Source organism: Massilia sp. Root351 (genome assembly GCF_001425045.1).
Classification (GTDB): Bacteria; Pseudomonadota; Gammaproteobacteria; order Burkholderiales; family Burkholderiaceae_D; genus Rugamonas.
In genome coordinates this window covers 607545-634544 of record NZ_LMDJ01000031.1, presented here as the reverse complement: position 1 = coordinate 634544, position 27000 = coordinate 607545, and the positions used below count along the sequence as shown (strand labels likewise).

General features: G+C 62.1%; 23 protein-coding genes. 15 read left to right on the top strand and 8 right to left on the bottom strand.

Annotation, left to right across the window (positions count from 1 at the left end):
• Positions 1-482: 482 nt before the first annotated feature.
• The 3 genes from ASD15_RS22930 to ASD15_RS22925 form a co-directional block, all read right to left on the bottom strand.
• Positions 483-1745 carry a site-specific integrase gene (locus tag ASD15_RS22930; RefSeq protein ID WP_229418304.1) on the bottom strand — a complete coding sequence of 421 codons (1263 nt, stop codon included), beginning with the start codon at positions 1743-1745 and terminating at the stop codon, positions 483-485.
• Positions 1746-2253: 508 nt separating this feature from the next.
• Positions 2254-2430, bottom strand: a complete 177-nt coding sequence (locus tag ASD15_RS31960) for a DUF3606 domain-containing protein (protein ID WP_082552071.1) — start codon at positions 2428-2430, stop codon at positions 2254-2256.
• A gap of 781 nt (positions 2431-3211) precedes the next feature.
• Entirely contained in the window at positions 3212-3610 is a 399-nt protein-coding gene (locus ASD15_RS22925) for a response regulator (RefSeq protein WP_057157297.1), read from the bottom strand.
• A 705-nt stretch (positions 3611-4315) separates the two neighbouring features.
• On the opposite strand from ASD15_RS22925, the gene ASD15_RS22920 reads away from it, so the two are divergent.
• From ASD15_RS22920 to ASD15_RS22880, 10 genes are all read left to right on the top strand, one after another.
• On the top strand, positions 4316-5848 hold the full coding sequence (locus ASD15_RS22920; RefSeq protein ID WP_057157296.1) for a recombinase family protein: 1533 nt from the start codon (positions 4316-4318) through the stop codon (positions 5846-5848).
• A gap of 687 nt (positions 5849-6535) precedes the next feature.
• Entirely contained in the window at positions 6536-7063 is a 528-nt protein-coding gene (locus ASD15_RS22915) for a DUF1003 domain-containing protein (RefSeq protein ID WP_056388916.1), read from the top strand.
• Positions 7064-7279: 216 nt separating this feature from the next.
• Positions 7280-7630 (top strand): hypothetical protein, encoded by a 351-nt coding sequence (locus ASD15_RS32615; protein ID WP_157201100.1) that lies wholly within the window; start codon positions 7280-7282, stop codon positions 7628-7630.
• Between the two features lie 452 nt (positions 7631-8082).
• A complete protein-coding gene (locus ASD15_RS22910) occupies positions 8083-9084 on the top strand; it encodes a tyrosine-type recombinase/integrase (RefSeq protein WP_057157295.1) in 1002 nt (333 codons plus the stop codon).
• Complete coding sequence (locus ASD15_RS22905; RefSeq protein WP_057157294.1) at positions 9081-10418, top strand: hypothetical protein; 1338 nt, start codon at positions 9081-9083, stop codon at positions 10416-10418. The genes ASD15_RS22910 and ASD15_RS22905 overlap by 4 nt, the downstream gene beginning before the upstream one ends.
• Before the next feature lie 10 nt (positions 10419-10428).
• A complete protein-coding gene (locus ASD15_RS22900) occupies positions 10429-11730 on the top strand; it encodes a metallophosphatase family protein (RefSeq protein ID WP_082552070.1) in 1302 nt (433 codons plus the stop codon).
• A gap of 11 nt (positions 11731-11741) precedes the next feature.
• The gene (locus tag ASD15_RS22895) at positions 11742-14168 is read left to right on the top strand and encodes a DNA repair protein (protein ID WP_157201099.1); all 2427 of its coding nucleotides are present in this window, start codon (positions 11742-11744) and stop codon (positions 14166-14168) included.
• A 449-nt stretch (positions 14169-14617) separates the two neighbouring features.
• The gene (locus tag ASD15_RS22890) at positions 14618-14932 is read left to right on the top strand and encodes a hypothetical protein (protein ID WP_057157292.1); all 315 of its coding nucleotides are present in this window, start codon (positions 14618-14620) and stop codon (positions 14930-14932) included.
• A 61-nt stretch (positions 14933-14993) separates the two neighbouring features.
• On the top strand, positions 14994-15539 hold the full coding sequence (locus tag ASD15_RS22885) for a DUF1643 domain-containing protein (protein ID WP_057157291.1): 546 nt from the start codon (positions 14994-14996) through the stop codon (positions 15537-15539).
• 83 nt (positions 15540-15622) lie between these two features.
• Positions 15623-15916, top strand: a complete 294-nt coding sequence (locus ASD15_RS22880) for a hypothetical protein (RefSeq protein ID WP_057157290.1) — start codon at positions 15623-15625, stop codon at positions 15914-15916.
• 180 nt (positions 15917-16096) lie between these two features.
• Here ASD15_RS22880 and ASD15_RS22875 read toward each other — a convergent pair whose 3' ends face one another.
• Together ASD15_RS22875 and ASD15_RS22870 are read right to left on the bottom strand one after the other, a co-directional pair.
• Positions 16097-16411: a hypothetical protein gene (locus tag ASD15_RS22875; RefSeq protein ID WP_057157365.1), complete on the bottom strand. Its 315-nt coding sequence runs from the start codon at positions 16409-16411 to the stop codon at positions 16097-16099.
• 726 nt (positions 16412-17137) lie between these two features.
• Positions 17138-19837 carry an HAD-IC family P-type ATPase gene (locus ASD15_RS22870; RefSeq protein ID WP_057157289.1) on the bottom strand — a complete coding sequence of 900 codons (2700 nt, stop codon included), beginning with the start codon at positions 19835-19837 and terminating at the stop codon, positions 17138-17140.
• 314 nt (positions 19838-20151) lie between these two features.
• Here ASD15_RS22870 and ASD15_RS22865 point away from each other — a divergent pair, with 314 nt between their 5' ends.
• Complete coding sequence (locus ASD15_RS22865) at positions 20152-21207, top strand: zinc-binding dehydrogenase (RefSeq protein WP_057157288.1); 1056 nt, start codon at positions 20152-20154, stop codon at positions 21205-21207.
• Positions 21208-21406: 199 nt separating this feature from the next.
• Here the strand turns inward: ASD15_RS22865 and ASD15_RS22860 are convergent, their stop codons facing one another.
• Positions 21407-22642 carry a sensor histidine kinase KdpD gene (locus ASD15_RS22860; RefSeq protein WP_307188297.1) on the bottom strand — a complete coding sequence of 412 codons (1236 nt, stop codon included), beginning with the start codon at positions 22640-22642 and terminating at the stop codon, positions 21407-21409.
• Between the two features lie 576 nt (positions 22643-23218).
• Here ASD15_RS22860 and ASD15_RS32610 point away from each other — a divergent pair.
• Together ASD15_RS32610 and ASD15_RS22855 are read left to right on the top strand one after the other, a co-directional pair.
• Positions 23219-23392 (top strand): hypothetical protein, encoded by a 174-nt coding sequence (locus ASD15_RS32610; RefSeq protein WP_157201098.1) that lies wholly within the window; start codon positions 23219-23221, stop codon positions 23390-23392.
• 290 nt (positions 23393-23682) lie between these two features.
• A complete protein-coding gene (locus ASD15_RS22855; RefSeq protein ID WP_057157287.1) occupies positions 23683-23922 on the top strand; it encodes a hypothetical protein in 240 nt (79 codons plus the stop codon).
• A 141-nt stretch (positions 23923-24063) separates the two neighbouring features.
• On the opposite strand, the gene ASD15_RS22850 is transcribed toward ASD15_RS22855, so the two are convergent.
• A complete protein-coding gene (locus ASD15_RS22850) occupies positions 24064-24363 on the bottom strand; it encodes a hypothetical protein (protein ID WP_157201097.1) in 300 nt (99 codons plus the stop codon).
• Positions 24360-24617, bottom strand: a complete 258-nt coding sequence (locus ASD15_RS22845) for a hypothetical protein (protein WP_057157285.1) — start codon at positions 24615-24617, stop codon at positions 24360-24362. The genes ASD15_RS22850 and ASD15_RS22845 overlap by 4 nt, the downstream gene beginning before the upstream one ends.
• A 953-nt stretch (positions 24618-25570) precedes the next feature.
• Here ASD15_RS22845 and ASD15_RS22840 point away from each other — a divergent pair.
• Entirely contained in the window at positions 25571-26068 is a 498-nt protein-coding gene (locus ASD15_RS22840) for a pyridoxamine 5'-phosphate oxidase family protein (protein ID WP_057157284.1), read from the top strand.
• Positions 26069-26357: 289 nt separating this feature from the next.
• Complete coding sequence (locus tag ASD15_RS32605; protein ID WP_157201096.1) at positions 26358-26999, top strand: hypothetical protein; 642 nt, start codon at positions 26358-26360, stop codon at positions 26997-26999.
• Position 27000 lies beyond the last annotated feature (1 nt).

Genomic DNA, 27000 nt, shown 5'->3' with positions numbered 1-27000 from the left:
CAACCACAAGCGTCCACACCAGGCGCTGAGGATGCAAACCCCGGCGGCTACTTTTGCATTAGCCGCGTAAGTTGAGCAGATTTCGCTGGGTCATTACAGGTGAAGTTGATGAACTGCTGAAAGCATATGACAAACCGGCCAAGGCTAAAGCTGCGGCGAAATGAAGCAGTTTGTTATAAAAACAAACCCGCTTTAATAGCGGGTTTTATTTTGACTGCATTTTCAGTGCCGCTGTAATGCGCGCCATAAATACGCAAGCGTAAAATACAGCGTCAAAAACGTCTTCAGCTGCGTTTATTTGGCAGCGGGTATGCCTATGCAGCACGCTGTTGGAAAAATGCGTTGTAGGGCTGTTTGTATTTCGTTGCCAACAAGTGCTATCTCGTATTCTTATCGTGCGAAGTTTCGCTTGGTGTTCGATGAGTGTGCGATAACAAGAAACCCGCACACAGCGGGCCTATTGCTTCCCATCACGCCACATTTTACTTAGGAATCAGCATTCCATCTTTGTAATGGAAACCCGGCAAAGCATTCTCAATCAATTTGTCTTCAAGCGCGTGATAGTAGGTCTGCGCGATTTGAGTTACACTCGTGCCACAAGCATCACTAACCTGTGTTGGATTGAAACCTTTGTTAATCATATTGGTAATAAAGTAATGACGGAAGCTGTAACTTGGAGCCAAATCACGGCTATCTGTATTCTCTATTCCTGCCAGCTCAAGCAATTTTTCAAAGTGAAGTCCAATCACTCTCGGCGTCGGCGCAGCCCCGCTACCAGCGTTGAAGACAAGCGTATTTCCGAATGTTTCAACATCTCCCCTGTCTTTGCTTTCTTTTTTGTAATGCGAATACTGTAGTTTGAAAAGTTCGTCGAAATACTCTAAATCTTCAATGTAAAATATACGAGTTTTTCTTACTTTACTCGTTTCTCCGCGAACTTTTACTCTGACAAGACTGCGTGAGTTGTTAGCTTGGCCCTTCACTTCTTTTTCGACAAACTCAACATCGCCCCAGCGCAATTGAACCAGCTCTCCTTTACGCATACCAGTGATGATAGCTATCAGGAAATAATATGCGACAATGACTTTTTTTAAATCGCCATCATCAAAATCAGATTTTTTACCGATATTGACGATCTCTTCGAGTTTTTTCTTGATGTCTCGTATCTCGTCATTCGTAAATGTATCACGTCTGTTAGCAGCATCTCCCTTATCAATACGTGGTAGCGGTTTAAAGTCGAATGCGTCGATGTATGTTTCTTTACGCTTATAAAGCCAAGAGATCATAGCATTGATGGTGCTCTGCTCATTCTCAACCGTCGTTTGACTGATGCTAATACCATTCTTGATCTTGGTGCGTGATTGGTAATAGTTTTCGCAGTCAACGCGGTTAAGCTCTTTGAGCTTAGTATCGCGGTGTATGAAGTCAAGCCAGTGTTCAAGGTGCGTTTTAATCGTCGTGTAGCGCCCTTTTACGATCAACTTCGCTTCAACATCTATTGCTCGCTGTTTGAGGTATTCTTCGACGCCTTGCTTTGTCGTCTTTGAGAAGTACGTCTTACCGGCTATTTGATCGGCCATTATTTCGTGAAAACGATTCTTAGCCTTATCTATCGCGGTACTTTGATTGCGGGTTTTAAGACTTTCACGGGCGTACTTGCCTTCTTTCTCAAGCCACATCTGGAATTGCCAAATCTCGCCACGTTTATGAATGATGGCTTCGTCAAAAATGGCTACTTCATCCAACTTGAATATCTTTTTTTTGAGCATAAAAAATGGGCTTGAAAACTACGGTTTTGAGTAGCTACAGTTTTATGTAGCTATTCGTGTAACTGTAGTTTAAAAGCCCAACAAAATCAAATGCTTAAAAAATGCGTGAAACTTTTGTGTAAGTTATTAAACGTTTAAAATCAATAACTTACGCATCGAATTCTACTCCCACTCTATTATTTACGGCATTCCTAAGCCCTTGATTCAGCTAAAATTTCTGGTCTAGCGGAGGGGCAACACCATCAGAGATACCATCAAAAAGCCGCGTTAGCGGTGCCGGGTCCTCGCACGATTTGCAGTGGTGATTTTACTCCGACGCACCGCGTTGCCGGCGCGCTCCTATTCTGCGCACCGAGCGTCAGAGCGATGCCGACATTGCTGGCATGAAAGCACCTCGTCTCAACACATTCGGTCACCAGGCATCGGGAAAATTTTTTGCTTGGCCACGCGTTCCCATCCCGCGTGCTCGGCTGCAGGGCCGCACCTATGCGTCCAGCGCTTTGAGCACGTCGAACACCACCGGCCCCGCCGCCTTCACAACAGCGGCCAGCTGATCTCGCGTCAGGCCCAGCTTCCGGGTCCAGAACGCGACCTCCCACTCCTCGTCCATATTGATCTTCGACCTGTCGCCCAGCCAGCTCTCATTTATCTCGGCGGCCATTTTCAGGCTCCTATCTCTCAATCCTAGCACTTCCGTGCACGGCGCTGCTCTTCCGCGCACGAGCAATAGCCAAGCGCGAGATTATCGAGGCGTTGATAGTAAATTGCAATCTTACGATACCGGGAAGCGCCTACAATTATTTGGGAGAAAAAAGTTCAACACCGGCCCAATAGAGGCGCGATATGACTACCGAACGGCAGTCCGACTTTGCCATGGCGATTGTCGTCGAGGTCGGCATGATCATGGCGACGACACGCGATACGAACTATTCAATGCGCTTCCTCCGCAGGCAGGGTGCGTGACGAAGTCGTCGTCCGCGTGCTAGCGCATGAAGGAGCCCGAAGGGATGGAACGGCGCGTGCACCAGATGCCGTCGCATATAGCAAGAACATCAGCCACTGGTAGCCTATCCGGCGCTAGCGCAGGCCGGTATCGTCGTGTCCCCGCACCATATATGCAGCTACCGGATGCACCGCAACGGGACCGCTCCGCTGCGCCGCACCAACTCCTCTGCCGAGGCAGCGCTGCTGCGGCGCCACCCGCCGACCGACACCGCCCGGACAACTCGGATTTTGGCTCGCTGGGCCAACATAGCTTGGATTCCGCGCGGAATGCTGTCGCGCCTCTGACGGCCCATCGGCACCGCGCGGGAGTTCCAGATCCCCCAGCACTGGACCTCAATCTATGCGTCACCTCGGCGGTCGCCATGGCGCTCGGCCTCACGCTGAGCCTACGCCGCGGCAACGCGTACGCGGCGTTTCGCCAGCGCCACGGGCAAGGCTTAACGCCGGCTGCCCTCGCCGTGCGCTGCGGACGCAATTTCCAGCGCTGCCAGCAGGCGAGGCAAGTCGGCTGTTTTGGGCACATGCAAGTCGAAACCCGCAGCGCGGGCCTTCTGCATGAATGCCGCGTCCATGAAGGACGTGCACGCCACCAGCTTCGGCAACCGCCCCTCCAGGCTGCGCACCCGGGCCGCGACTTCGAACCCGTTCATGTCCGGCATGCTAATGTCGAGAAAGACGATATCGGGCGCCAACCGGACCACAGCCGAGACCGCGTCAGCGCCGCAGCAGACGGTGCCGACCTCATGCCCCCAGGAAGAGAATATTTCGACCAGCAGGTTGATGACATCCTGGCTGTCATCGACGACCAGGATTCTGCGGCTACCAGTATGGTTCATATACGATCTATCGAAAAATTACTACACGCCGCTTAGCTGCAGGGCGGCCGGCAACTGTGGCCGTCCGTGTCGATACGGGGCTGCGCTACGAAGGGCGCGGTGCGGCGACGCGCTGATGTCGGCCAGTCGTACCGCGATCGTCGCGTTCAAAGTCACAAGATCCGGCGCGGCCATTCCGCCCCTCGGGCCCATCTTCCCTCCTCTGCCGCCTTATGCTTCGGTTAGCCGGTGCGCACCTGCCGCGTCGCTTGGCCGATGGGAGCCCGGCGCGCCATCCTGCGTGCAAGCGTTCCTAAAGTGAATAGGGCCATCTTATTCCCTACTCCACCGGCCCCTCGTAGGCGCGCTGACAGTCGAGCCGTAGGACAAGTACCCGTTCCGTGCTCGTCGTGCCACTGGAAGCGCCGATCTGCCGGTCGCTCCATGTTTGACTTAGCGCAAAACGGTCCGACGAGGCGCCGGTAAGATCAGACCATGGATATTCGACTACATCGGCTTTGCCTGGTCGCGCAATCGCTGCGGGAAATGCACGGCGTCTACTACGCCGCCTGCTTCCTCTTTGACAATGGCGTAGACATCGAACTCGCGCTTTCCGCACTGCTTCGCAGACGGCCGGGCTAGCGAACCGCCCGCCGGCGTCTATGCTGATCAGTAAAGGAGCGCAGCCTGCAATGGCAGTGCTGTTTCGGCGCACAAGGAGGTAGCATGCGAACAACAGGCGGCGCGGACCAACCGGGTGCCGACACACTACTACGGCGCGCCGCAACATACAGCCGGATGTCGACGGAGCACCAGAACTATTCACTGGAGCACCAGCGTATCAAGTTCCACGCCTTCGCGGCGGCCAACGCGCTGACCATCACGCGGCAGTATGTCGATCACGGGAAAAGCGGTTTGAACCTGAAAGGTCGCGCCGGCCTGCAAAGCCTCCTGGCCGACGTCACCAGCGAACCGGACTTCGACGTGATCCTGGTCTACGACGTCAGCCGCTGGGGGCGCTTTCAGGACGTCGATGAAAGCGCCTACTACGAGTATGTCTGCCGGCGCGCAGGCATTCCCGTGCTCTACTGCGCCGAGCCGTTCGCCAACGACAACACCGCCATTTCGTCCATTCTCAAGGCGCTCAAACGCCTCATGGCCGCCGAGTTCAGCCGGGAGCTATCTGCCAAGGTTTTCGCCGCGCAGTGCAACTTCGTCGCACTGGGCTTCAAACCGGGCGGCACACCCGGATATGGGCTGCGCCGCGTCCTGGTCAACTGCGACGGGCAGTTCAAGCAGATCTTGCCGGCCGGCGAAAGGAAGTCTCAGAAGAGCGACCGGGTCCTGTTCGCCATCGGGCCACCCGATGAGGTCGCGGTGATCAAGAAAATATTTCAATGGTACGTGGAGCTCGGTCTGGGGTACACACGCATCGCTGCGATGTTGAACAGTTGCGGGATTGTCGACGAGCGCGGCAGGCCCTGGACAAGGTACTTGGTGAGACACGTCTTGACCAGCGAAAAATACATCGGCAACATCGTCTTCAACCGCAGCTCCAACAAGCTCAAGGCGCGCACAATACGCAACCCGCCCGAGATGTGGATACGCAACGAGGGCGCATTCCGCGCCTCGGTACCAGCCGCTGCCTTTCGGGCCGCCGAACAGCTGCGGATCAGGCGCTGCCAGCATCACAGTAGCTTGGAGTTGCTCGCCATGCTGCACCAGTTACAGGCGAGGCATGGATGCGTGTCGGGGTTACTGATCAATGCAGCGCCCGAGTTGCCGAGCGCCCAAACGTTCAGGTACCGGTTTGGCTCCTTGACCGAGGCGTATCGGCAGGCTGGTGTGGTCACCGCGGCGCATGCTCAATACGAACGTTCGCGCCGCCGTTTATATGACACGCGCGCGTTCCTCGCAAGCGAGATTGCGCGCTATGCGATGCTCGCAGGTGGCAAGGCAGAACCGACTGCCATCTGCAGCTGCTTTCTGGTCAACGACAGCGTCGTGCTGCAGCTTCAGGTTGCGCGAGCCCACCGGTACGCGCCCGACAGGCTACGCTGGCGCATCCCAATTCTGCGCGACAGGCAAGTCGATTTCGTCCTCGCGCCGATCATGGACGAGGGGAACGAGCAGGCAATCGGGTACTACCTGTTGCCCGCCGGGCTTTTCGATAAGGACTATGTCATTATACGCAGCGAGCGCAGGCTTGACTTTCAAGCGCATGCCTTCCCGTCGCTGGCGGCCGTTTTCGGCCTATAGCGCAGGCAGCGCGTCACCGCGTTCGATATACGCCTGAGGCGCCCGGGGTACAGGCCCCGTTCTGGCCGGACAATCGACCGGGACGCTGCGATAACGTCCAGACCCCAACGTGCGGGGCAATTCTACGGCCTGTGCCATCGTATGCGCGTGCGGACACCTTCGCCGATACCGTCCATGGTCCGCGATACCACTGCGCCCGGCGGCGGTTTCGACGCCAACGAAACGCGGGCACCTATCACAGGCTTACCACCCTCCGGCATGGCTCGTATGCGGTTGCGTCCGGGTCGCACAACAGGCTGGCCATGGCAAAATACAATCCGTCCCGGCTAACACTATCGAACCGCAACTAAATCCGGTTTCGATGGCCCATGCCCTGCCAGGTCAATGAGACAGAACCGATATCGAAACCACAGATGCCCCCCGGCCACACTCGTCGTATTGCTTCACTGCCCCAATTGCTGTGGGATGTGCATGCCGGGACAGGCCGAATCGGAATTCGCATAGGAAGCGCAGCGACAGACGGATAAGCATCCCGGGTCATCAATTCGGCCTATCCAGGAATCCCTGCCCCGCCACAGGCGCAGCCAATCATCGGAGGGAAAGTACCGATCAGCCACTTCCCGCCGAAGCTGGCGGATTTTCTCTTCTGATATAGTAGGCGCAAGCAGGTATTTTCCGAGAGGTGCCATGAATTCGTCTCAAATCAAGAATCCCGATTCGGAAGATGATCGAAAAGTCGACCATTTACGTTTTCATCGGCAGCATGAACATCTTTCAAAGACTTTTGGCAACGACTTTTTCGGCGTAACGGCGGAATCCTTTGCGCGGTTCTTCGGAACTCCCGTGTTTCTGGGTGCACAGACCGTTATCGTGGCAATCTGGATTGCCGCAAATGCCCTTGGCTTCACGCACTTTGACCTTTATCCCTTCATCCTGTTGAATTTGGCATTTAGCCTGCAGGCGGCGTACGCGGCGCCGCTTATTTTGCTCGCCCAGACACGCCAAGCGGCGCGGGATAACGCGCACGCGGACGCGGACGCCAAACACCGGGAAGCGATCGCCGTGGCGTCGGCCGAGTATGCCGCGCAAATGCTCGTACTCCTGCGACAAAACACAGAACTAACGGAAATCACCAAGACGATGGCAGCGCGCATCGAAAAGTTGACGACGGAACTGCACCACCACCTCCTGCGGGAAGGAGATAAAGAAAAATGACGCACGATCGCGTCCCTGGCGTCGACGCAAGATCGGGCCGCCACAACGCGTTTATTGTTTATAACAATCGCTAACATATCGGAACGGATGGGGAGCGAAGCGGCGATGCCCGTCAATCTTTGCGTATCGCACAGTGACAATTGGAGAGACTTGCGGGGCGGAGGACATGTAGAATCCTGTCATCGCCGCTAGGCTAGCTTGGCACCCGACCGCATCATGCACAACGATACAAAGAAATTGGTTGTGGGCTGCGCTGTCGGATTGGCGGCGCTGTTGGGGCTCGAATACGTGGTCTACCAACGCTGGAATGCCGAGGTTGCACGTAGGCGATCGCAACTGCCGCTCCCTTCACTTTCTGCCTGCACCGCCCTCATCGAGGCACATCCCAACTATTCTAGTATTGTTGCTTTGGACCGTCCATCGCACAACAAGAAGACCAACACATTGCTGTGGCCGCCCGGAACCGTCAAGCTGCGATACCCCCCCGATGCACTTAACAGCCGGCCACTCGAATGCCATGGCAGGTCAATCCGGGTGGCGATCCGCGAACTGGCAGCCGTGAAGTGAAGCGTACGTCGACCGAAGCAACGGGGCGCACGTTGCGATTCGCACGAAGCATCAGCACGCTGCGCGCGCCATCGACACCAAGGGGACAGTGTACAGCTACCCCCATACCAGGCAGAACGCACTGCGGACGGGTGAATGAACCGCCGTCTCGCAGCGTGTCCCACCCACCAACAAGCTTCGCTGCCACTTGCGCTCGTGCATGCGGCCGTTACGGCGCGTGCGTAGCGCGCAACCTTCCGCCAGACCCACCGAAACACGGGCGGCCTGCCCCCCCCTGACAACGCGCGCCCATGGCGGGCCGCCCTCCACGCGCTACGCCCGGGTGCAAGTTCCGGCAAACGCAGCCCCTGCCCCCTGCACCGGAAAACCGACGATTTTATGCCGCTTTTGCGCTGGCTTGACACACGACTTGGCTGGAAGATCCTGGAGTACTTCATCCATAGGAGAACATCATGGAACCGGCCAACCTCGCCATTACGCAAGCCATGCTGCGCGACGCCGCCGCAGGCATCCCATACGGCCAGATCGCCGCCGCCCACGGCGTGACCAAGAGCACCGTGTCGGTCCGGGTGCGCCGCCTGGCCCAGGCGCTGCAGCACATCGTCGGCGTGCTCGACGTCGATGAGGATGCATCGCCCACCGCAAGCCTGCTGCGCAACCACCGCTACGCCTACCTTGAGGCACTGGAGCACTTCCGTCCAAGCAAGGCGCCATTCCTGCAGCGCGTTCCGGCCACGCTGGCGCCGGCGCAGATCGGCATGCTGCTCAAGAAGATCGACCGGCACAGCCACAGCCCGCTACGCGACAAGGCACTCGTGCACGTGCTCTTCTCCACCGGTGCCAAACCACTCGAAATCGCCCAACTGACCGTGCAGGATTATCTCGACGCGGCCGGACAAGTGCGGCGCGTATCGGTGCTGCGCGCCGAGATCGCCGCCAACGGCGCCGACCGGCCGCTGCTGTTCGATTGCGGGGAAACGAACTCGGCCATCGACGCCTACCTGGCTGAGCGTGCCGGCGCGGGCCGGAACAGTATGGAAGCGGCCAGCCATCGCGGGCTCGATCCTGCCAGCCGGTTGTTCCTGTCACGCGACGGCCGGGCGTTCCAGGTGCTGCGCACGCAGGGCGGCAAGCGCCAGGCGGTGTGCAAGGAAATCCACGACATCTACCGCCGCATTTTCAGCCACGCGGGCATGGCCGGTGTCCATACCGCGTGCGCGCGCCGGATGGCGGCGCTAAGCATGCAGGCACGCGGCGCCGCGACGCAGGAGATCGCCGATGCGCTGGGCGTGAAGCGAGCGGCAGTGCGGAAGTTGTTCAAAAGCGTGGCGGCACCAGCATCAGCGCGCCAGGTGCCAGCGGCAAGCATCCGCAGGCCACAGCCGGTTGCATGCTCCCTGTCCGGTGGGAATATGGACCTGTTTCCCCACCCACCGTCCAGGAGAGAAGCATGAGCCACCACCCGGTAGCGTCCCAACGCACGCCCCTCAGTCCCCCCACCATACTCGGCCACCGGCAAGCACGCATCCCGACAGCGGGCAAGATCCGCGCCGGCATCAAGGTGCTCACCAAGGCGGCGGCCGCCAACCCGGCGATCCGCGCCCTGTACGAGGACGGCATTGCGCAGCAGGCCACGTTCGAGCAGATCGAACAGAAGATCGCCGAGCGCTTCCCCGACGTGAAAACGCCGCTCGCGCCCAAGAACGTGGCGTGGTTCACCGTGCGCCCCAACGATTTTCCCAATCCGGCGCTGGCGCGCCAGATCCTCGATGCCTACGGCGAGGACCGCGGCGACGGCGCGATCCGCCTGTACCGCTTCCCCGTCATCTTTCCCGCCGATGCCTGGCAAAGCGTGATGCCGCACGAACTGGCGTGTTGGGCACGCAGCGAGAAGCGCTACTGGAGCGAGTATTCCGCCGACGGGCAGACCCGGCGCTGCATGATGTTCTCGCCGGCCAAGGTCGATCAGCGCAGCGGGCGCGCCCTGCGCACTTTTGGTGGACGCGGCACCCAGTTGCGCCCGGAGAACGACGGCCTGTGCGCCCCGGAACACTGCCCGGAGTTCCAAAACCGCCAATGCAACCTGTCGGGCCGCTTCATCTTCTATATCCCCGGCATCCGCTCGCTCGACGCCTTCGAGCTGCACACCAACAGCTTCTACGCCCTCTCGCGCGCCATCGAACGCTTCGAAGCGATCGCCTTCATGCGCGGCGGACGTCTGGGCGGTTTCCTCGACGCCCAGCGCACGCCGTTCTACCTCACCAAGACGCTGCGCGAGGTGTCGCACCTGGACGCCAAGACCGGGCAGCCGGTGCGCAGCGCCCACTGGATCATCGAACTGGAGGCGCCGGTGGACGTGGCCGCCCTGCTCGCCGGACAGGACGACGAGGCCACACTGCGCGCGGCCGATGCCGCGGCGCGCACGCTCCAGGGCAACGCGCCGTCCATGCGCGAGCTGGCGCCCATGGCGGAGCCGGGCGCGCAGCCGCCAGCAAGCATACCGGAGCAAACAGCCGCCGCACCGGCAAGCGTTGCGGTGCGCCCTGCGGACACGCGCGCGACACAGCCGGCCGATGCAAGCGGCAGCGTCGACGCGGTCTATGCGCTGGCCGCCGAGCTGGGTGTCGAGCGCGCGCGGCTGGACGCCTATCTGGACTGGGCATGGGGCGCCGGTTGGCGGCGTAACGCCCAGGGCGTCCAGCGCGTGCTGGCCGAGCTGGCCCGCTACCAGGCCGATCCCGCCGGGCTGCGCGCGCGCATCGAGGCCGAGATCGGCGTGCCGGAATAAGGAATCCATCATGATCTCGCTTGCCCATTTCTCCGACCTGCACTACGCCGACGACACCCTGGCCGAGGTGGACACCTGCTTTGCGTTCGCCGTGGACCAGGCCATCGCCCAAGGGGCGCAAGTGGCCGTCGTCACGGGCGACAGCACCGACCACGCGCTGCCGGCCCACTCCCCGGCGCTGGCCGCGCTGGCCCGGCACATCCGGCGCCTGGCGGACCATTGTCCTGTGCTGATGTTGCAGGGTACCTTCAGCCACGAGCCGGCCGGCCTGCTGCGCCTGTTTGCGCTCCTGGGCGGACGGCATCCGGTGCACGTCGCCGATCGGCTGTCGCAGGTGGCGCTACTTCATGACGGGCGCTGGCTGGCGTCAAGCGACTGGCGTTTCGACCGCCCGCCCGCCGACGCGCGCCTCTTGTGCAGCTGCGTGCCCACCCTGAACAAGGCCGCGCTGGCCGCCAGCGTGGGCGCGGGCGCGGCAGCGGCCGCCATGGGCGAGCAACTGGCGCAGTTGCTGGCGGGCCTGGCCCCCATCCACCTGGCGGCGCGCGCGGCCGGCGTGCCCGCCATCGGCCTGTCGCACGGCACGGTGCGCGGCTGCGTCACCGAGCACGGCGTGCCGATGGCCGGACTGGACCACGAATTGACCACCGGCGCACTGTTCGCCGCGCAAGCCTGCGCCTTCCTGCTGGGGCACATCCACAAGCACCAGCGCTGGCAGGACGGCGAGCGCCTGATCGCCTATCCGGGCGCGATCGGACGGCTGCACTACGGCGAACAAGGCGACAAGGGTTTCCTGATGTGGCAGGTCGCTGCCGACGCCGCGCAGGCCACGCTCGTGCCCACGCCGGCGCGGCGCACGCACGAGCTGGTGTTCGACGGCGCGCCCGACGTGGCCGCCCTGTCGGATTTCGCGCGCGCGCACGACCTGGCCGGCGCCTGGGTGCGGGTGCGCTGGTGCGTGGCTGAGGAGGCGGCGCACGCGGTGGACCGCGACGCAATCGCCGCCGCGCTGGCCGGCGCGGCCGGGATCAAGCTGGAGGGACGCGTGCTGCCGGTGGCCCGCGCGCGGGCGGCGGGCATCGCGCACGCGACGAACCTGCGCGCGCAGCTGCGCGCCTGGGCCACGGCGGCGGCCATCGATGCGGCGCCCCTGCTTGCCTGCCTGGAGAGCCTGGAACAGCTGGCGCCGGACGCGATCGCCGCGCAGTTGCTCGCGCAGGAAGACGACGACGCCGCGTTGACCGTGGCCGGCCAGGACGCACCATGGGACCAGACGGCGGCGGTTCCCGTCCCCGATCCTGCACTGGCATGAAGGAGAGCACCATGATCCCCCTGAAACTATCCTTGAGCGGCTTTTGCGGCATCCGCGACGGCCTGGGGCGCGAGCGCATCACCATCGACTTCGAGCGGGAGGCCGGCGGCGCGGCGCTGGTGGCGCTGACCGGGCGCAACGGGCGCGGCAAGAGCACCATCCTCGACAACATGACGCCCTACCCCGTGATGCCCTCGCGCGCCGGCGCCGACGGACTGGGCGCGTTTTCCTACTACGACGAAGTCTACCTGCCGGAGAACCACAAGGAACTGGAATGGGCCATGGATGGCGTGCGCTACCGCAGCCACCTGGTCATGCGCCTGGCCGGCAAACGCCGCACAGAGGCCTATCTGCACCAGCTGGGCGAGCGCGGCTGGACGCCGGTGCGCCTGGCCGACGGCACGGTGTCCGACGGGAGGATGGAGACCTACAGCCGCTGCGTGGAAGGCGTCGCCGGGTCGGCGGCGACGTTTTTCAGCACCGCGTTCTCCGCCCAGCAGCGCCGCCAGTTATCAAACTACCGCAACGGCGAAATCAAGCACCTGCTGGCGGAGCTGCTGCGCCTGGACGCGGTGCGTGCGCACGGCGAGCGCGCGGCCGAGGTCGTGCGCCTGTTGCGCAGCGCCCTGCAGAACCTCCGCAGGCGCCAGCAGGCGCAGCGGGAAGCACTGGCCCGGCTGGCGGCCGAGCGCAACGCGCTGGGCGACACGGCCGCCAAGGCCGAGCTGGGACGGCAGAACCGCAACGTCGCCGCCGCGCGGCTGGATGCCAAGCGCGCCGTATTGGCCGCCCTGCGCGCCGAGCAGGCGGTCGCCGCCAGCCATGAAGGCCGGCGCGCCCAGCTGCTGGACGAGCGCACAGCGGCGCTCACCGAACGGCAACACGCCCTCGAGGCGCTTGATACGGAGCTGGGACGCGAGCAGGCAGCGCTCGACGACCTGACACAGCGCCATGCCCAGCGCGCCACGCGCCGCGAAACCACGTTCGCCTCGCTGCGGGCACAGCGCACCACTCTGCAAGCGGCCATGGCACAGGCCAACCAAGCAGAGCGCGCAGCGCAGCGGCTACCCGTGATGCTGGCCGTCTTGGCGCGGCGCGAGCGGCGGCTGGCCGAAGCGCGGGATGCGCTGGCCCGGCGCGAACGGATGGCCACAGACCTGGCGCTGGCGCAAGCGAAGAGCGCGGCCATCGAACGCGAAGCCGGCCAAGCGGCGCTGGCGGCACAGGACTTGCGGCGGCGCTTCGCGCTGACGGCCGAGGTGCCCTGCGCCGGCATGGCGCTGCAGGCCGGGTGCAAGCTGCTGGCCGACGCGCATACGGCCCACGCGCTGCTGCCGGACGCCGGAGCGGTGGTGGCGCGCCTGAACGCGCGGCATGCAGCACTGGCAGAGCAGATCGCATCGCTGCGCCCCCAGGCCGCTGGCGTGCCGCGCGCGCGCCTGGCGGCCAGGGCCGCCGAAGCGCGGCTGGCCCGCAGCCGAGACCGCCTGGCGCAATGCGAGAGGCAGGCCGCGCGGCGCGACGCGCTGGCGCAGTCCGGCGCCATGTTGGCTGATGCCGAGGCCCGCCTCGCCGCGCATGGTGAACAGTCAGCCGCCGAGCGGGCCGAGGACGACAAGGCCTACTCCGAGCAGCAGTACCGGATCGCCACGCTGCATCGGCGGCGCGACTTCGCGGCACAGCCGAGCCAGGTGGCCGAACGCATCGATGCGCTACTGGCGGCGCTGCCGCCGGCATTCGACGAGCGGCTCGTCACGGCCGCGGCCGGCGACTGCGAACAGGCCCAGGCGCGCCTGCAGCTGGCCGAGCAAGCCCAGCTTGGTGCCCTGCGCGAACAGGACCGGGCATGGGACCTGGCCACACAGCACGCCGCGCAAGCCCAAGCCTGCTCAGCGCAGGAACGCCAGTCGCTGCGCCTGGAACGACACCTGGAGGACTGGTCCCTGCTGACCAAGGCCTTTGGCAATGACGGCATCATCGCGCTGGCCATCGACGACGCGGGGCCGGCCCTGTCGGCGCTGGCCAACCAGCTGCTCCTGGCCTGCTACGGCCCGCGCTTTTCGGTGCAGCTCCAGACCCAGCTGGCCACCGCCAAGGGCGAACTGCGCGAGGGCTTCGACATCACGGTGCACGACGCGCACCGCGGCAGCGCCAAGAGCGTCGCAAAAATGAGCGGCGGCGAGCGGATCTGGATCAACGAATGCCTGACCCGGGCCATGGCGCTGTACTTGGCGCAAGGCGATGGCCGGCGCAGCGCCACGCTGTTCTCCGACGAAGCCGACGGCGCGTTCGACGCGCAACATAAACGGCGCTTCATGGCGATGAAACGCGAGGTGCTGCGCATCGGTGGCTACGCCAAGGAGTATTTCATTTCGCATACGCCAGAACTGGCCGAGATGGCAGACGTGGTGATCGACTTGGAACCATTTGCCAACTAGAACATCCGAAACCGTCACCTACGCGGGATTAGACACTGCCAAGCCCCCGTGACCACCGGCGAGCTGCTGCGTGCAGTGGATGCGTGAGGCGCGTGCGGCTTCGTTGTTGATGAGCATGCGGTGGACTTCTTGAACTACTATCGCATTGACGATCTCGAGCGTCACGTCTGGGGGGCGTGGGAGCATGACGAGCCGCCGGAATACACGGAGTTCTTCCGGGCGCGCCGATTTGGCTACGCAAGCCATGGCCTGGACGTGTCGGCGTTGTCACGACGGCTGCGCGCGCACGCGGCCTTGCCGAATTCCCCTCAAGAGCCTGACGCCTGCAACCGTGACGACGAGTTGCGCAGCAGGCGGACAAAGTACGAAGGAGCGACAGGCCTACGAGGCACGAATTTCGGCTCGTTTGCATGCCTCTTCTTGAACAGCGCAGCGGGACAAGAAAAATTATGGATACCCCCTTGATCAATGTGTCGTTGTCTATAAGCATTTTCGTTGTGGCATGCTTGTATTTTGTCGACGCGAAGTGTGCGAACGCGACGTCGGGTGGTGTAGCATTCGCGGTCGTCGTGTATCATCATCCGAGCTTCGATCTCGTTTCGATTGTCGCGCTCATCATCAGTTTCTGCGCTGTGGCGTCCTCTGTGCGCAGGATGCTTTCTGATCGCAATTGGGATAAGGCGGTCAAGTCGCATGCAGTTCTGCCAGAGGAACGCGCTGGGGAATATTGCGTCTGGATGGGGCATGATCCGAACAAGAAATAGCCGGCCCTGCAACTACCCGACCAGGAGAATTGGTATAAACCGTTTATAGGAAATCATCGTGATGCGCCGCGAGGTCAAAACCTTGACCGGATCGACCGGCGCAATCTTCTCCGACTGCGAGGTCTACCGCTACTTGCTGGGGAGGGTATGGGACGATGCGCTGCCAACGGCGTTGCTGTTGATGATGAATCCGAGCACCGCGAATGAAGTTGAAAACGATCCGACCGTTGAGCGCCGGTTTAAGCGCGTGATGATGTGGCCGAAGATCGGCTTTAACTTCGCTGTCGGCGGTCTGGAAGTTGCCAACGCATTCGCCTTTCGGGAACCGGATTCCGACGAACTTGGACCGTTACATGCTGCCGGGTTCGACCTTGTCGGCGAGAACGTCGACGCCGTGATTCTTGGAGCCGCTCGACGCGCATCGGTCGTGGTTTGTGGGTGGAGTGAGTCCGGCACCCTCGGCGGGCGTGGCCAGGCGGTATTGCAGCTGCTGAGAGACATTGGCATCAAGCCGCATCCGCTGAAGTTGAATAAGGATAGAACACCGAAGCATCCGCTTTACGTGGGCTATAAAACCATGCCGTTTGAGATCGGGAACGAAGGATAATCCCGCATGAACGGTTTGCAGGGAAACGAACCTGGTGCCGATCGGCACCCCGACCCGGCCGGCGGCCGACACTGGAGTGGACGATGACAATCATGTACAGGTACACGCAAGCGGGTGAAGCCTACGAAGGCGAATTTCAGCGGACGGCAGATATGGCCGGTTCACATGAAGTGGTTCGAGCCGTCGTGCAACAGATCGCTAACGACACCGGGGAGACTGTCTGTTTCTCGATGCTCAGCCCCACCGGCACCGCAGTAGTAGGAACCAATCACGCCGAGCCCAAGGGTGTGGATAATACTGGACTGCGCACCGTCGAGACCGTCGATATTTCTGAAGATAGCGGCGAAAGTTGGAACAGTATTCACGTTCGCTCCTAGTTTCGGAACATCACAAGGAACTGGAATGGGCATGGATGGCGTGCGCTACTGCAGCCACCTCGTCATCCGCCTTGTCGGCAAACGCCGCACCAAGGCGTATCTGCCCTTGCCACTGCGATGCCTCGTCGGTTCGGCGCATGCACGAAGCGCCCGCCGGCAACCGAGGCGCCAGCTTCGCGCCTAGCTCCCCTTCATCGCCTCCGATTCCATGGCGGCATTGCGCTCCTCGCACGCCTCGATCGGATTCATGGCCTCGTCCACCGAGGCAGCAGCGCGCTCGGCGGCAACGACATGCTCGACAGCGTGGGTGAAGAAGTCATCCGGCTCGCCATCGGCTGGCGGATCCAGCATATCCTTGAGCATCGCGGTCAACTCCTTCGCATCGATGGGGCGACGATTGCGCCGGCATTGCAAGATGTAGTGCCGGATGGCCGCATCCTGCTCCACAGTGAGGGGGAGACCGTCAAAAGTCTGGCTGGGGTCAATCTCTTCCATGGCGATCTCCTCCGCCCATTGCATGGCGCCAGTGTACGCCTATCCTGGCAGGCTTGCGCGGAAGGTGCCAGGCGTACGGCGCATCGCCCGACATGCGCTGCGCGACCGCCACGCGGGCACCGCGTACCGCACGCGCGGCGCCGAACACCGAATGAATCTGCGCCGCAACGAGGGGGCACAGCAAGCGCGCCAAAATAGACTTTTGTTGACGGCGACGAAACGCGCTGCTGATCGCGTGTTGTGGCGTGTCGCGCGCTGACGAAGCGGCTGCACTGTTCGTTACTCGCGGGACCGATCTTCAGCTTGACGCTCTCGTCGCACCCTTGCGATCTCCGCGCCCCTATCGTTAGCCCCTCAAACCCCAGGTCCTCCAAGTACCCATGATCTGTTTCAGCGTGCGCCGCTGCTTGCGTGATCGCGCCGCCGCAGGCTTGAGCAGTGCCAAAAACCTGGAACGCGTAGTTGTCGATGTTGCGGCTGGAGCGCCGCTCAGCGTAGGCACGCGCTATGGTTTCCGGGCGCACATTGCATCGGACACAGTCTCGGGCGATGCGCAAGCGCCTGGCAATTTCTCTCAGTGGAACCTGGTCGCGCATGTGCCAGCGTCGAATACGCCGATTTCCCAGGTCACTCGCAGGATCGTGACCTATACGAAGCCACGTTTCGTGCGCAAATTATGCGGCAAAGTAGATCAGTTCTCGTTGCAAATCACCGTATCGATGCCACCTATTGCGCAGGCGGCTTGCCCCGCATGCGTGTGGCCCATTTTCGCAACTCTTCGCCCCATAACACGCAGCTAGCCAACGCCACGAGTGGCAACAAATCGGCGGGCGGAATAGGCACAATGTGGAACAATGCAGTCAGCGGCGGCCAGTATAGGACGGCTCCCTGCAGCACAATGCTCAGCGCCAAACCGCCTATCAGCCAGCGATTACGCAGGATGCCGAACGTTAAGGCGGAATGCGACGCCGATTGGCAATTTAGGACATTGAACCACTGGCATAGCGCCAGAATAGTGAAGGTCTCGGTCCGGACTACCTCGTATTGGACGCCGTTGGATAGTCGCCAGACAAACCAACCGAAAGTGGCGACGACTGCCATCGGCACTAGCGTTGCAATGCGCCAAAGCATGGCTTTGTCCAAAAGGCGGTCGTTGCGCGGTACCGGCGCATCCATCATCTCGTCGCCGCCCGGCGGATCCATCACCAAGTTGACAGTTAATGTGCTTTCAGTGACGATGTTGATCCACAATATTTGGACCGCCGCCAGCGGCAGGGGATACCCGGCAAGCAACGCCAGAAGAAGCACCAACACCTCGTCGGCTGAGGTGACGAACAGGAACAGGATCACCTTTTTGAGGTTGCGATATACGACGCGTCCCTGTTCGACCGCGCCAACGATCGTGGCAAAGTTGTCATCGGTGATGACAACCTTCGCCGCGCTCTTCGCCACTTCGGTACCGGTGATGCCCATCGCGACACCAACGTCGGCGCTGGCCAAGGCCGGGGCATCGTTGACCCCGTCCCCGGTCATGGCGACGACATCGCCACGCGACTGCAGCGCGGCCACGATGCGCAGCTTCTGCGCCGGATGGACGCGCGCGAACACCGCAATGTTCTCGAGTCCCTTCAACAGCTCAGCGTCGTTCATGCGCTCCAACTCGACGCCATCAATGCCTCTGTCGCCGTCCAACGCTATCCCCAATTCACGCGCAATGGCCAGTCCTGTGAGTTTGTGATCGCCTGTGACCATAATGGTACGGATGCCTGCCGCGCGGCACGCCGCCACCGCTAACTTGACCACCTCGCGAGGCGGATCGATTTGGCCGACCAGGCCAAGCAGGGTGGCGCGGCCGGCCAGTTCGTCAAAACCGGCGACGGCGTCGAGCGGGCAGTCATCGATGCGCGCGACAGCCAGCACGCGCAGGGCGCGCCCTGCCATCTTCTCGACCGCTTCGCGCGCCGCGCGCAGGGCATCTTGTCCATCCCGGCTGCAGAGCCGTAATACCGCCTCGGGCGCCCCCTTGAGGTAAATCGTTTCTGTTCCCGCAGTGCCACCATGCCGGGTTGCCATCATCTTCGCGTCGGAATCAAAGGGGATCTCCGCCATGCGAGGACGGCTGCGGCGTAAGGTGCCGGCCTCGACGCCGGCCTTGGCGGCCACAACGAGCAACGCAGCTTCGGTCGGATCGCCGAGCACCGTCCACGGCGCCGATTCGTCATCAGGTGGGACGAGTTCCGCGTCGTTGCAAAGCACGATGGCTTCCAGCAACTGAGCCAGCTCGACGTCCGTCGACGAGCGCGCGATGCCAGTGCTAACCAATTCTCCTTCCGGTGCATATCCAACGCCCGTAATGTCGATGGCCCGTCCACCAGGGAACCAAAGTGCGCTTACCGTCATCTCATTGCGCGTTAGCGTACCCGTCTTGTCGCTGCATATCACCGTGATTGCACCCAGCGTCTCGACCGCCGACAGGCGCCGAATGATGGCGCCTCTGCCGGCCATATGCTGCATGCCGACGGCGAGCGCGATCGTCATCGCCACCGGCAGGCCTTCTGGTATCACCGACACCATCTGGCTGATTGCGACCATCAGGACTTCGCCGAACGGTAGACCGCGCGCCAAACCCAGCGCCATCACCAAACCGAACAGCGCCAAGGCCGCGACCACAAGGTAGCGACCGAGCTGGGCTATGCGCATTTCCAGTGGTGTTTTTGCCTCTTCGGCACCTTCGGTCAACCGAGCGATACCTCCCACCTCGGTGTGGACGCCGGTTGCCGTAACCATTGCGCGGGCACGTCCGGCAGTGATATAGGTCCCCGAAAACACCATGTTGTGCCGATCCGCAAGGCCGGTTGCTACTGGGAGCGATGCAATTGCTTTGGACACTGGAACGGACTCACCGGTCAACGTCGCCTCGGCCGCGGCTAACGCCGACGCCTCCAGCAGACGGGCATCCGCCACGACTGCGTCGCCAGCGACAAAGACCAGGATGTCTCCGGGCACCAGATCGCGTGCCGCCACAGCCAGCTCGCAGCCATCGCGTATGACGCGTGCCTGCAACGTCGATAGCTTGCGCAGCGCGGCCATCGAGCGCTCGGCGCGGCCTTCCTGGTATGTGCCAATCAAGGCATTTGCCATCAACACACCGAGGATCACAACCGCATCGCCCCAATGGCCCATGCCAGCGGCCAGCGCAGCCGCAGCGAACAGTACGTAGATTAACGGGCTGAGAAACTGGCGCAGAAAAAGCAGCAATGTAGAGCGCCTTGCCGTCTCCGGCAGCGCGTTTGGCCCGTATTCGACGGCCCGCCGGGCAGCTGTGTCAGAAGACAACCCGGTTTCCCTGTTGCTACCTAATCGTTCCACGGCGGCGGCCGGATCCATCGCATACCAAGGATGCTGCGACCATTCCTGTTGATTCATGGCACGCTTAGAGTGTCTGTGGGAACGACTTTCACTCGGACTCCTCGCTTAAACACAACCGAATAATTCGTATCACTACCGAAAACGCGATCACCATCCCGATGGATTCCAGGCAAAACAAGCCTGTGAGTCCATGCGTGACGCGCGGCAGAGGAACGTCAATGGTAGTCTGATCATACGGCAGTCCTATCGTTAAGTCCCAGGATCCGAATCGAACATCTCAAGCGGTGCAAATTTAGGTGAATCGCACGACATATCAGCGGGACACGGAGCACTCGCGGCGTACCATGACATGTGTCCACAAGGAGGCTTCCATGCGCAAAATGAAGGCGGCGGTGTATGTTAGACCGGGCGTAATATCGCTTGTCGACAAACCGATTCCGGTCGCAAGCCCCGGCAGCGTTGTGGTGCAAATCACCACGACAACGATTTGCGGAACCGATGTGCACATTCTCAAGGGGGAGTTTCCCGTCGATCCTGGCAGGACCATCGGCCATGAGCCAGTCGGCCTCATAACCGAAATCGGTGCCGGCGTTGAAGGGTACACGGTGGGGCAGCGCGTGGTCGTCGGCGCCATCACACCCTGTGGCCAATGCCACTCATGCCTCGACGGACATGCATCACAATGCGGCGGCAAGGCGGCGGGTGGTTGGCGCTTCGGCAATACCATCGATGGCTGTCAAGCCGACTATCTTCTGGTTCCCTACGCCATGGGCAATCTCGAACCGATCCCCGACGGACTGACGGATGAGCAGGTCTTGATGTGTCCGGACATCATGAGCACCGGCTTCGGCGGTGCCGAAAACGGCGACATAAAGATCGGCGATACCGTCGTCATTTTCGCTCAGGGTCCGATTGGCCTGTGTGCGACGGCGGGAGCCAAGCTGCGCGGTGCCAGCATGATCATCGCTGTTGATGGCGTGCGGGGGCGACTCGACATGGCCCGCGCGCTTGGTGCCGACATCACGATCGACTACACGCAAACCGATCCGCTGACAGAAATCATGCGGCTCACACGGGGCTGCGGCGTCGACGTCGCGATCGAGGCGCTGGGAACCCAGACAACGTTCGAGCAGTGCCTGCGCGCCCTCAAACCGGGCGGAACCCTGTCAAGTCTCGGCGTCTATTCCGGCAAGCTCTCGCTCCCCCTAGACGCCTTCGCGGCCGGATTGGGCGACCACCGGATCGTGACCACGCTTTGCCCAGGCGGTAAGCAGCGCATGCGCCGCCTGATGAACGTTGTCGCGTCCGGACGCGTCAATCTTGAGTCCATGGTGACCCATCGCTTCAAGCTCGATGAGATCGAGCACGCCTACGAGCTGTTCGCAAACCAGCGCGATGGCGTTTTGAAAGTGGCGATCACACCCTGACCGCCCGCAGACATCAGCTCCGTAGCGGCCTCTGGGCGGGTCCTTCCCTGTCCACGCCCAACCCATGAAATGTTGGCGCCGTCGATGTGCGCGGCTGCGCGGCCGGTGCTGACATGCTGGATTGGCGGCGGCAGCGTGGCGCAAGCACGCCAGCTCTGGTGCGCTCCCTGCCTGGGGTCGCTGGCCGAGACAGACTGTTTCATCCTGTCGGCATCGCATGCCGGGGCAGCGTGATGGTAAACACGCAACCGACAAGCGGAAGATCACGGACGCCCAGTTGCCCCCCGTTTTCCACCACGCACTGCTGCGCGATGGTCAGGCCTAGCCCGAGACCGGACCGATCCGCTCCGCCTTGCTCGAAAGGTTGAAACATACGTTGGGCCACGCCGGCTCCCAGCCCGCCACAATGGTCGGCTATATCGATCAGGACATGCTCGGGCGTGGCATGGCAGGTCAACGTCACCTCGCTCTGCGCGTGGGTGAACTTGAAGGCGTTCTGCAGCAGATTGACCACGGCGGCCAGGAGCATGGGCCGGTTGCAACGCAGGGCCAGTTGCGGATCGACCGGGAACACCCTCAGTTGGCATTGCTTCGCGATCGCGGCCAATGCCGCCGTCGCCTCGACTTCGGTGACAAACTCCGCCAGCGAAAAGAGATATCGCAAGTTATCGCGCTGTTCCTCGCGCACGACGGCTATCGTGTTGTTGATCAAGCGTTCCAGGCCGACCAGGCTGCGGCCCAGTATGCTGCCGGTCGCGCCGGCAAGGGGAAGGTTGCCTGTCTTGCACGCTGCGTAGGCCAGCTTCGACGTGCCGAGCAGGTTGCGCAGTTCGTGGACAAAAAAGCCCATGCGCTTGTGCTCCTCCACATTGTGGCGCTCTGCCGCAATGGACGCGTCCTGTTTGCTAAATTCGGTCACGGCGTAGGCGATGGCGTTGTCCAGGCAGCGATTCAGTGTCCGGAATTCGTCGACGGAAAATGGCGCGTCACGCTCGACCGCCAGGTCGGCAATAGCCTGGCACAGGTCGCCGTAGTTGAGGACCACTTCATGGACCGTAAAGCCCAACGCCAGCATGTCTTGACCGTGCAGCATCGCGGACGCGTCCATCTCGACATGGGTCACGGCGTCCGCATGGAGAATTGCGCAATCCTGGCCCGTGAGCGCCGACCCCGTCTGCTCCATGCGCAGCGTACTGATCAACTGTTCAAGAAACAGGGGCACGCCATTATGCAACTGTTCGGCAGAGGCGAAGTGCTTGCGCGTGGCCACTTTCGCCTGGCATCGGGCAATCAGGTCGCGGCGATTATTGGCAAGGAACTCGTGCAACATGATCTTCACCTGCGTCACTGCGCCAAGAGGGCCGGGCATGGATTGCCCGACCGGGGGAAGGACCGCGGGGAGCGCGCCGGACGGCTTGCGCCAAACGGCGACCATCCGTTTCCTCCTTTCATTATAGGCCGGAAATTCACCGATGATCGCCTTACTGAGGCCCAGGAACGAACTGGCGCGCGGACCCGCAACAACGCCTGGCGGACTAAGCGCACTTAGCGCCTGGCGGTGCCACGCTGCGTTCGATCGCCACCATGTCGACATGTTGCTCGCCCCACTTCATGGATGCCGAGCAGGAACATGCCGACGTTACCGCGATCACGGCCGCGCTATACAGCCCGCCAAAATAGGCGCATGCTGCGTGTGCAATTGGCGCTGAGCGATTTCGTGCAACGCCCATATTGCGAGGAGATCGACGATGGAAACGACAGCAACCGGCGGTACCGAAGCATTGTCCCTACCGACACCGCCCCCTTTTGTCGGGCCGGCACCTCAAAGGAGCAACCCGCCCGCAAAACGTCCTTGGAACAAGTGGCACGGCAACCAGCAACCGCCACATGGCGTCGTCAACAACGATACCAGCCGCCTGCCCAACCAGCGCCCATGATGACGCACGCGCGATGGGCGCAAGAGCATCTTGCCGTATGCATCCCAAGCCACTCCAGCCAGACGAGGTGAACCATGAGCATCATTGACACCCACACCGCTCCCCAGAAGCTGCCGCCACGCAACGTGGAGCCTTCCAAGCCGGAGGGCCATCAGGACGCGGCGCTCGACGAGGGCTTGGATGAAACCTTCCCAGCGAGCGATCCAGTGGCAATCTCCATTCCCAAGCCCTCGACCAGCCCGCTGTAGTGCCAGTACGCCGCCGGTGGGCGCGGCCCGCTTGCGCATGCGTGCAAGGCGTGGACCGTCACGCCGCGATCTGGTTGCTCACGTCGCGGCACCTTCCTCGCAAACTCGCATTTGACTGAACATGCAGGACCGCCTCGCCTGCCACCGGCCAAAGCGCCGAACCGCGCCCAAGCGTTAGCCCGACCCAGCGTCAAGGTCTTGCCGGCGGCGGCCCCTGCCTGCAGACGCACCCACCAGGCTGCTTGGCCAGTGCGTCAGACCACGATTGCAACCACCTCAGCGGAGCAGACATGACCGAACAGAAGTATGCAACCTTCACCGCGCGACAGTTTGCCGACGACTACCGACTGGAGTATGCCTCCTATGCGGGACCGAGGCCGGGCGAATGGTACGGCACCTTCCGCGTTTGGAAGGGTAACGTCAAGATTGCCAGCGCCAGCCTGAACACGCCCTGCGGCGCCCCGGGCATGGCGCAAACCATGGCGCACAATGTCGGTCTAAGCCTCATGGAGACCGACAAGCGGGAATGACCGCATGGACCGGCCTGCACGCGGACATGTCGCGACGTGACCGCCAGCCCGCCAGCGGCGGCGCGCCTTGGGGGCAACCAACGCACGTTGGGCATCACCCGCATGCGTATCAGGTTGGCACGGCGCCGGATGGGTTCGACACTAAGTTGCCTGCTGCGTCAGCCGCCGAATGAGGCGCTGCGCTTCAGCCTCGGCTTGGCACGTTTGACTCAAGCCAACATCGCGCTCCGGCGCAGAGCAAAATGTGCGCCGCTTGCCGGGACACAGCAAGATTCTGAGCGCCACATGCAACGGAACATTGTGGGCAAAGAGGTACTCGGCCGCCGCGACGTTGCTCAGCATCTTCTGGTACACGATGCCCACTTCCACCTGCTGTGAACGCAGCACATCCCTGCGCGTCGCCTGCAGATGCTGTGCCCGGTCCAAGGTCAATGCCGTCACCACGAATGGCCGACCAGGTCGCGCACCACATGGAGCCGCTTTGGGCTCACCAGGTAGTAGGTCATCCGCCCGGGAGACGCGTAGTAACACCGCCTTTGCGCGGGCTCCTCCAGCACGCGTTGTATGACCGCATGCTGGACGCACAGTTTTTCCAGAAATCGGATCGCGTACCCCGGCTGCCGCGAGCGCTGCATCGAAATGCCTACTTCGACGATGTCGGCCATGGTATGGTCAGAACGCTGGTTGATGTACATTGTGCGCCTCCTTGGGCATGACCGCGATCCACGTGCCCGCAATGCATTGTAGGCCTCTGGAGACTTCCGTCCATTGCATATTGCAATGGTCTTATCCACTTCGGGCATAGTTGCCTATCTGAACTGTGGCGTGCCCGGGCCAGGCTCCCTCTCTCGCGCTGACAGTCTGACCGCGCGCCCGGTGCTTCCCGTCCGATCGCAGCGCCACCAGCACAACAGCGGGCCTGGCGACAGCGTCCTCGCAGGCTGGGCACATCAGCGAGGCGGCGTTTAGCGGCGTAGCGCCACCCGAGATGCTGCACGCCCGCCTTGCCATCGGGCCGGTCCCTGGCGCAGGTGAGGCCCAGCCGAAACGACCAACGAGTTACGCCGGCCACGCGCACCCAGTGCCCCGTGCAGGCTACCGCCGGCGCGCGGCGCCGCATGGTGCGGATCGTGGTCTTGCCGCGCGCAATGCAATACATTGCACAACACCATCGGCCGCCTGCTCGCCGATCTCACCCTGGCCGTCACAATCGACGCATTCGCCAGCGCCCTCTATGAGCGCTCATCGGCAAGCGCGCCGTGCCCGCAGCGCTGTTGGCGCAGTCTGCGGCCCGCCCTGCGCGGCAAGCCGACCAGGTCGATCTGCCAAAGCACGCCAATTCCACAGCCAAACCAGCCCCGCCCGCCAAGCGGGCAGCCAGCCTTGCGCCCAACGCTCCCCGGTGCGCCCGTACGTCCACGCAAATGAACGTGGCACCGGGCAGGATGCGCGTACACTTAAATGGCGCGCTCGTCGCTGATACGCTCGAACAAGGCAGCCGGCCATCCCTGGCATGACGCCAATTGCAAACGCGCACCACGTTCGCCCACGCCGGGTACAGCGACCAAAGCTACCCGGCACTTGGGACAAAACACAAGCCGCAGCTCACGCCGCGGCCGCAGGACCATCTTCCTGCAGGAGAAGCATCATGGAGAACATTAGTCTCGACAAGGCCCTGTGGGTCGCCGACATACTCCATCGCGGCAAAGAACTGGTCCTTGCCTCGATCCGTCCGGATGGCACACCGCATGCCAGCACGATGAGCTATGCCAACGACGGTCTGCGCACCTACTGTGCCATTTCACTCGATAGCCAGAAAGCCCACGACATCCGGCAGCACGCCAACGTCGCCTACGCCATCAACACGCCCTACAGTTCGTGGGCCGAAATCCGGGGCGTGTCGGTGGATGCCAAGGCCAGCATGCTGCACAAGTCGGACGAACTTCGGCAGGTTAGCGACCTGCTGCTGAAAAAATACCCCGAGTTTTCCCACGTCATCTCCGATACGAGGGCCTTGCCGTGGCCCGGCATGCTGTTTATCGTACTGGAGCCGCTATTCGTTTCGTTGCTGGACTATTCCAAGTCTTTCGGCCACACGGAGTACTTTTCCGTGGACCCGTCCCGGCTGGCAGAGGTTGCGCTGTGAGCCGCTTGGAGACCGATGGCGCTGCGGGCGAACGCGTCGACGTCGAACAGGCCCAACGCATCGAAGAATCCCTGCTGCTGCAGCGCGCGTGGGGCATCGGCGTCGCTGACTGTTATCTGCAATTTCACCGAGTCGCCGCGCACACGGCGCTGCGCGTACTACTGACGTTGCCGCGTCGCCGCTGCATCGCAGCGCCCATTCCGCGCTGCGACGCCCCTGGGCCGGCCGGTTTGCACAGGACGTAAGCGCTGGTGCAAGCGGGTTGGACATGGCGGGGGGGGGCTGCCTAATGGACGATTCCCACCAGCGCGACGACTTCATACGCCCCAATCGCAGCCGCACTCCGGCAGTATTGTTTCTATGGGGCACCTTGCGTGTGGCGCGGTGCAATAATGTGCCAAAGTTGACCATACTGCAGTATAGTCACCTGGGTACGGCTGGAGCGCTGCGCGCGCACGGTGCTTCTTCATCACTGCCGCGTCGCGCGATAGCGGTGTTGATGGGAAATGCAGCGATGTGCGCAGGCGCCATGTATCCCGATGCAATCCTCGATTGGTTGGCGGCGTGCCCTGCGCAGGAGCAGGAACTGCGGTCACAAAGACTGTGGGAGGCAATCAGCGAAGAATTGTCTGCACTGCTGGGGGCGCAGGGTGTCGCGTCGCTCCTTGGACGCTGCCTGTGCATGTGCCACGGCGCGTTTCCCTGGCTGCGGGCGCCGGACGGCTCAAGTGCGACGACGGCGGACTGGCGGCAACTGACGGGCAGGATGGCCGGGCAGCGACCGGCCGATGTGCAGACGGCCAGCCGGCTGTTGTTCGTGACGTTGCACGATCTGTTGCAGGTGTTGATCGGCGCGTCGTTGACCGCCGGCGTGCTTGACGCCGCCTGGGGCGCATGCAAGCAGCGCCGGCCGTCAGCGCCGTGCCTTTGAC

Bases quoted from the DNA above. Each gene is read 5' to 3' on its own strand.
- ASD15_RS22900 (WP_082552070.1), top strand. From the start codon at position 10,429: ATGATCTCGCTTGCCCATTTCTCCGACCTGCACTACGCCGACGACACC.
- ASD15_RS22885 (WP_057157291.1), top strand. From the start codon at position 14,994: ATGCGCCGCGAGGTCAAAACCTTGACCGGATCGACCGGCGCAATCTTC.
- ASD15_RS22840 (WP_057157284.1), top strand. From the start codon at position 25,571: ATGGAGAACATTAGTCTCGACAAGGCCCTGTGGGTCGCCGACATACTC.
- ASD15_RS32615 (WP_157201100.1), top strand. From the start codon at position 7,280: ATGCACAACGATACAAAGAAATTGGTTGTGGGCTGCGCTGTCGGATTG.
- ASD15_RS32605 (WP_157201096.1), top strand. From the start codon at position 26,358: ATGGACGATTCCCACCAGCGCGACGACTTCATACGCCCCAATCGCAGC.
- ASD15_RS22875 (WP_057157365.1), bottom strand. From the start codon at position 16,411: ATGGAAGAGATTGACCCCAGCCAGACTTTTGACGGTCTCCCCCTCACT.
- ASD15_RS22865 (WP_057157288.1), top strand. From the start codon at position 20,152: ATGCGCAAAATGAAGGCGGCGGTGTATGTTAGACCGGGCGTAATATCG.
- ASD15_RS22910 (WP_057157295.1), top strand. From the start codon at position 8,083: ATGGAACCGGCCAACCTCGCCATTACGCAAGCCATGCTGCGCGACGCC.
- ASD15_RS22920 (WP_057157296.1), top strand. From the start codon at position 4,316: ATGCGAACAACAGGCGGCGCGGACCAACCGGGTGCCGACACACTACTA.
- ASD15_RS31960 (WP_082552071.1), bottom strand. From the start codon at position 2,430: ATGGCCGCCGAGATAAATGAGAGCTGGCTGGGCGACAGGTCGAAGATC.
- ASD15_RS22915 (WP_056388916.1), top strand. From the start codon at position 6,536: ATGAATTCGTCTCAAATCAAGAATCCCGATTCGGAAGATGATCGAAAA.
- ASD15_RS22890 (WP_057157292.1), top strand. From the start codon at position 14,618: ATGGATACCCCCTTGATCAATGTGTCGTTGTCTATAAGCATTTTCGTT.
- ASD15_RS22925 (WP_057157297.1), bottom strand. From the start codon at position 3,610: ATGAACCATACTGGTAGCCGCAGAATCCTGGTCGTCGATGACAGCCAG.
- ASD15_RS22845 (WP_057157285.1), bottom strand. From the start codon at position 24,617: ATGTACATCAACCAGCGTTCTGACCATACCATGGCCGACATCGTCGAA.
- ASD15_RS22895 (WP_157201099.1), top strand. From the start codon at position 11,742: ATGATCCCCCTGAAACTATCCTTGAGCGGCTTTTGCGGCATCCGCGAC.
- ASD15_RS22870 (WP_057157289.1), bottom strand. From the start codon at position 19,837: ATGAATCAACAGGAATGGTCGCAGCATCCTTGGTATGCGATGGATCCG.
- ASD15_RS22880 (WP_057157290.1), top strand. From the start codon at position 15,623: ATGACAATCATGTACAGGTACACGCAAGCGGGTGAAGCCTACGAAGGC.
- ASD15_RS32610 (WP_157201098.1), top strand. From the start codon at position 23,219: ATGAGCATCATTGACACCCACACCGCTCCCCAGAAGCTGCCGCCACGC.
- ASD15_RS22860 (WP_307188297.1), bottom strand. From the start codon at position 22,642: ATGGTCGCCGTTTGGCGCAAGCCGTCCGGCGCGCTCCCCGCGGTCCTT.
- ASD15_RS22905 (WP_057157294.1), top strand. From the start codon at position 9,081: ATGAGCCACCACCCGGTAGCGTCCCAACGCACGCCCCTCAGTCCCCCC.
- ASD15_RS22855 (WP_057157287.1), top strand. From the start codon at position 23,683: ATGACCGAACAGAAGTATGCAACCTTCACCGCGCGACAGTTTGCCGAC.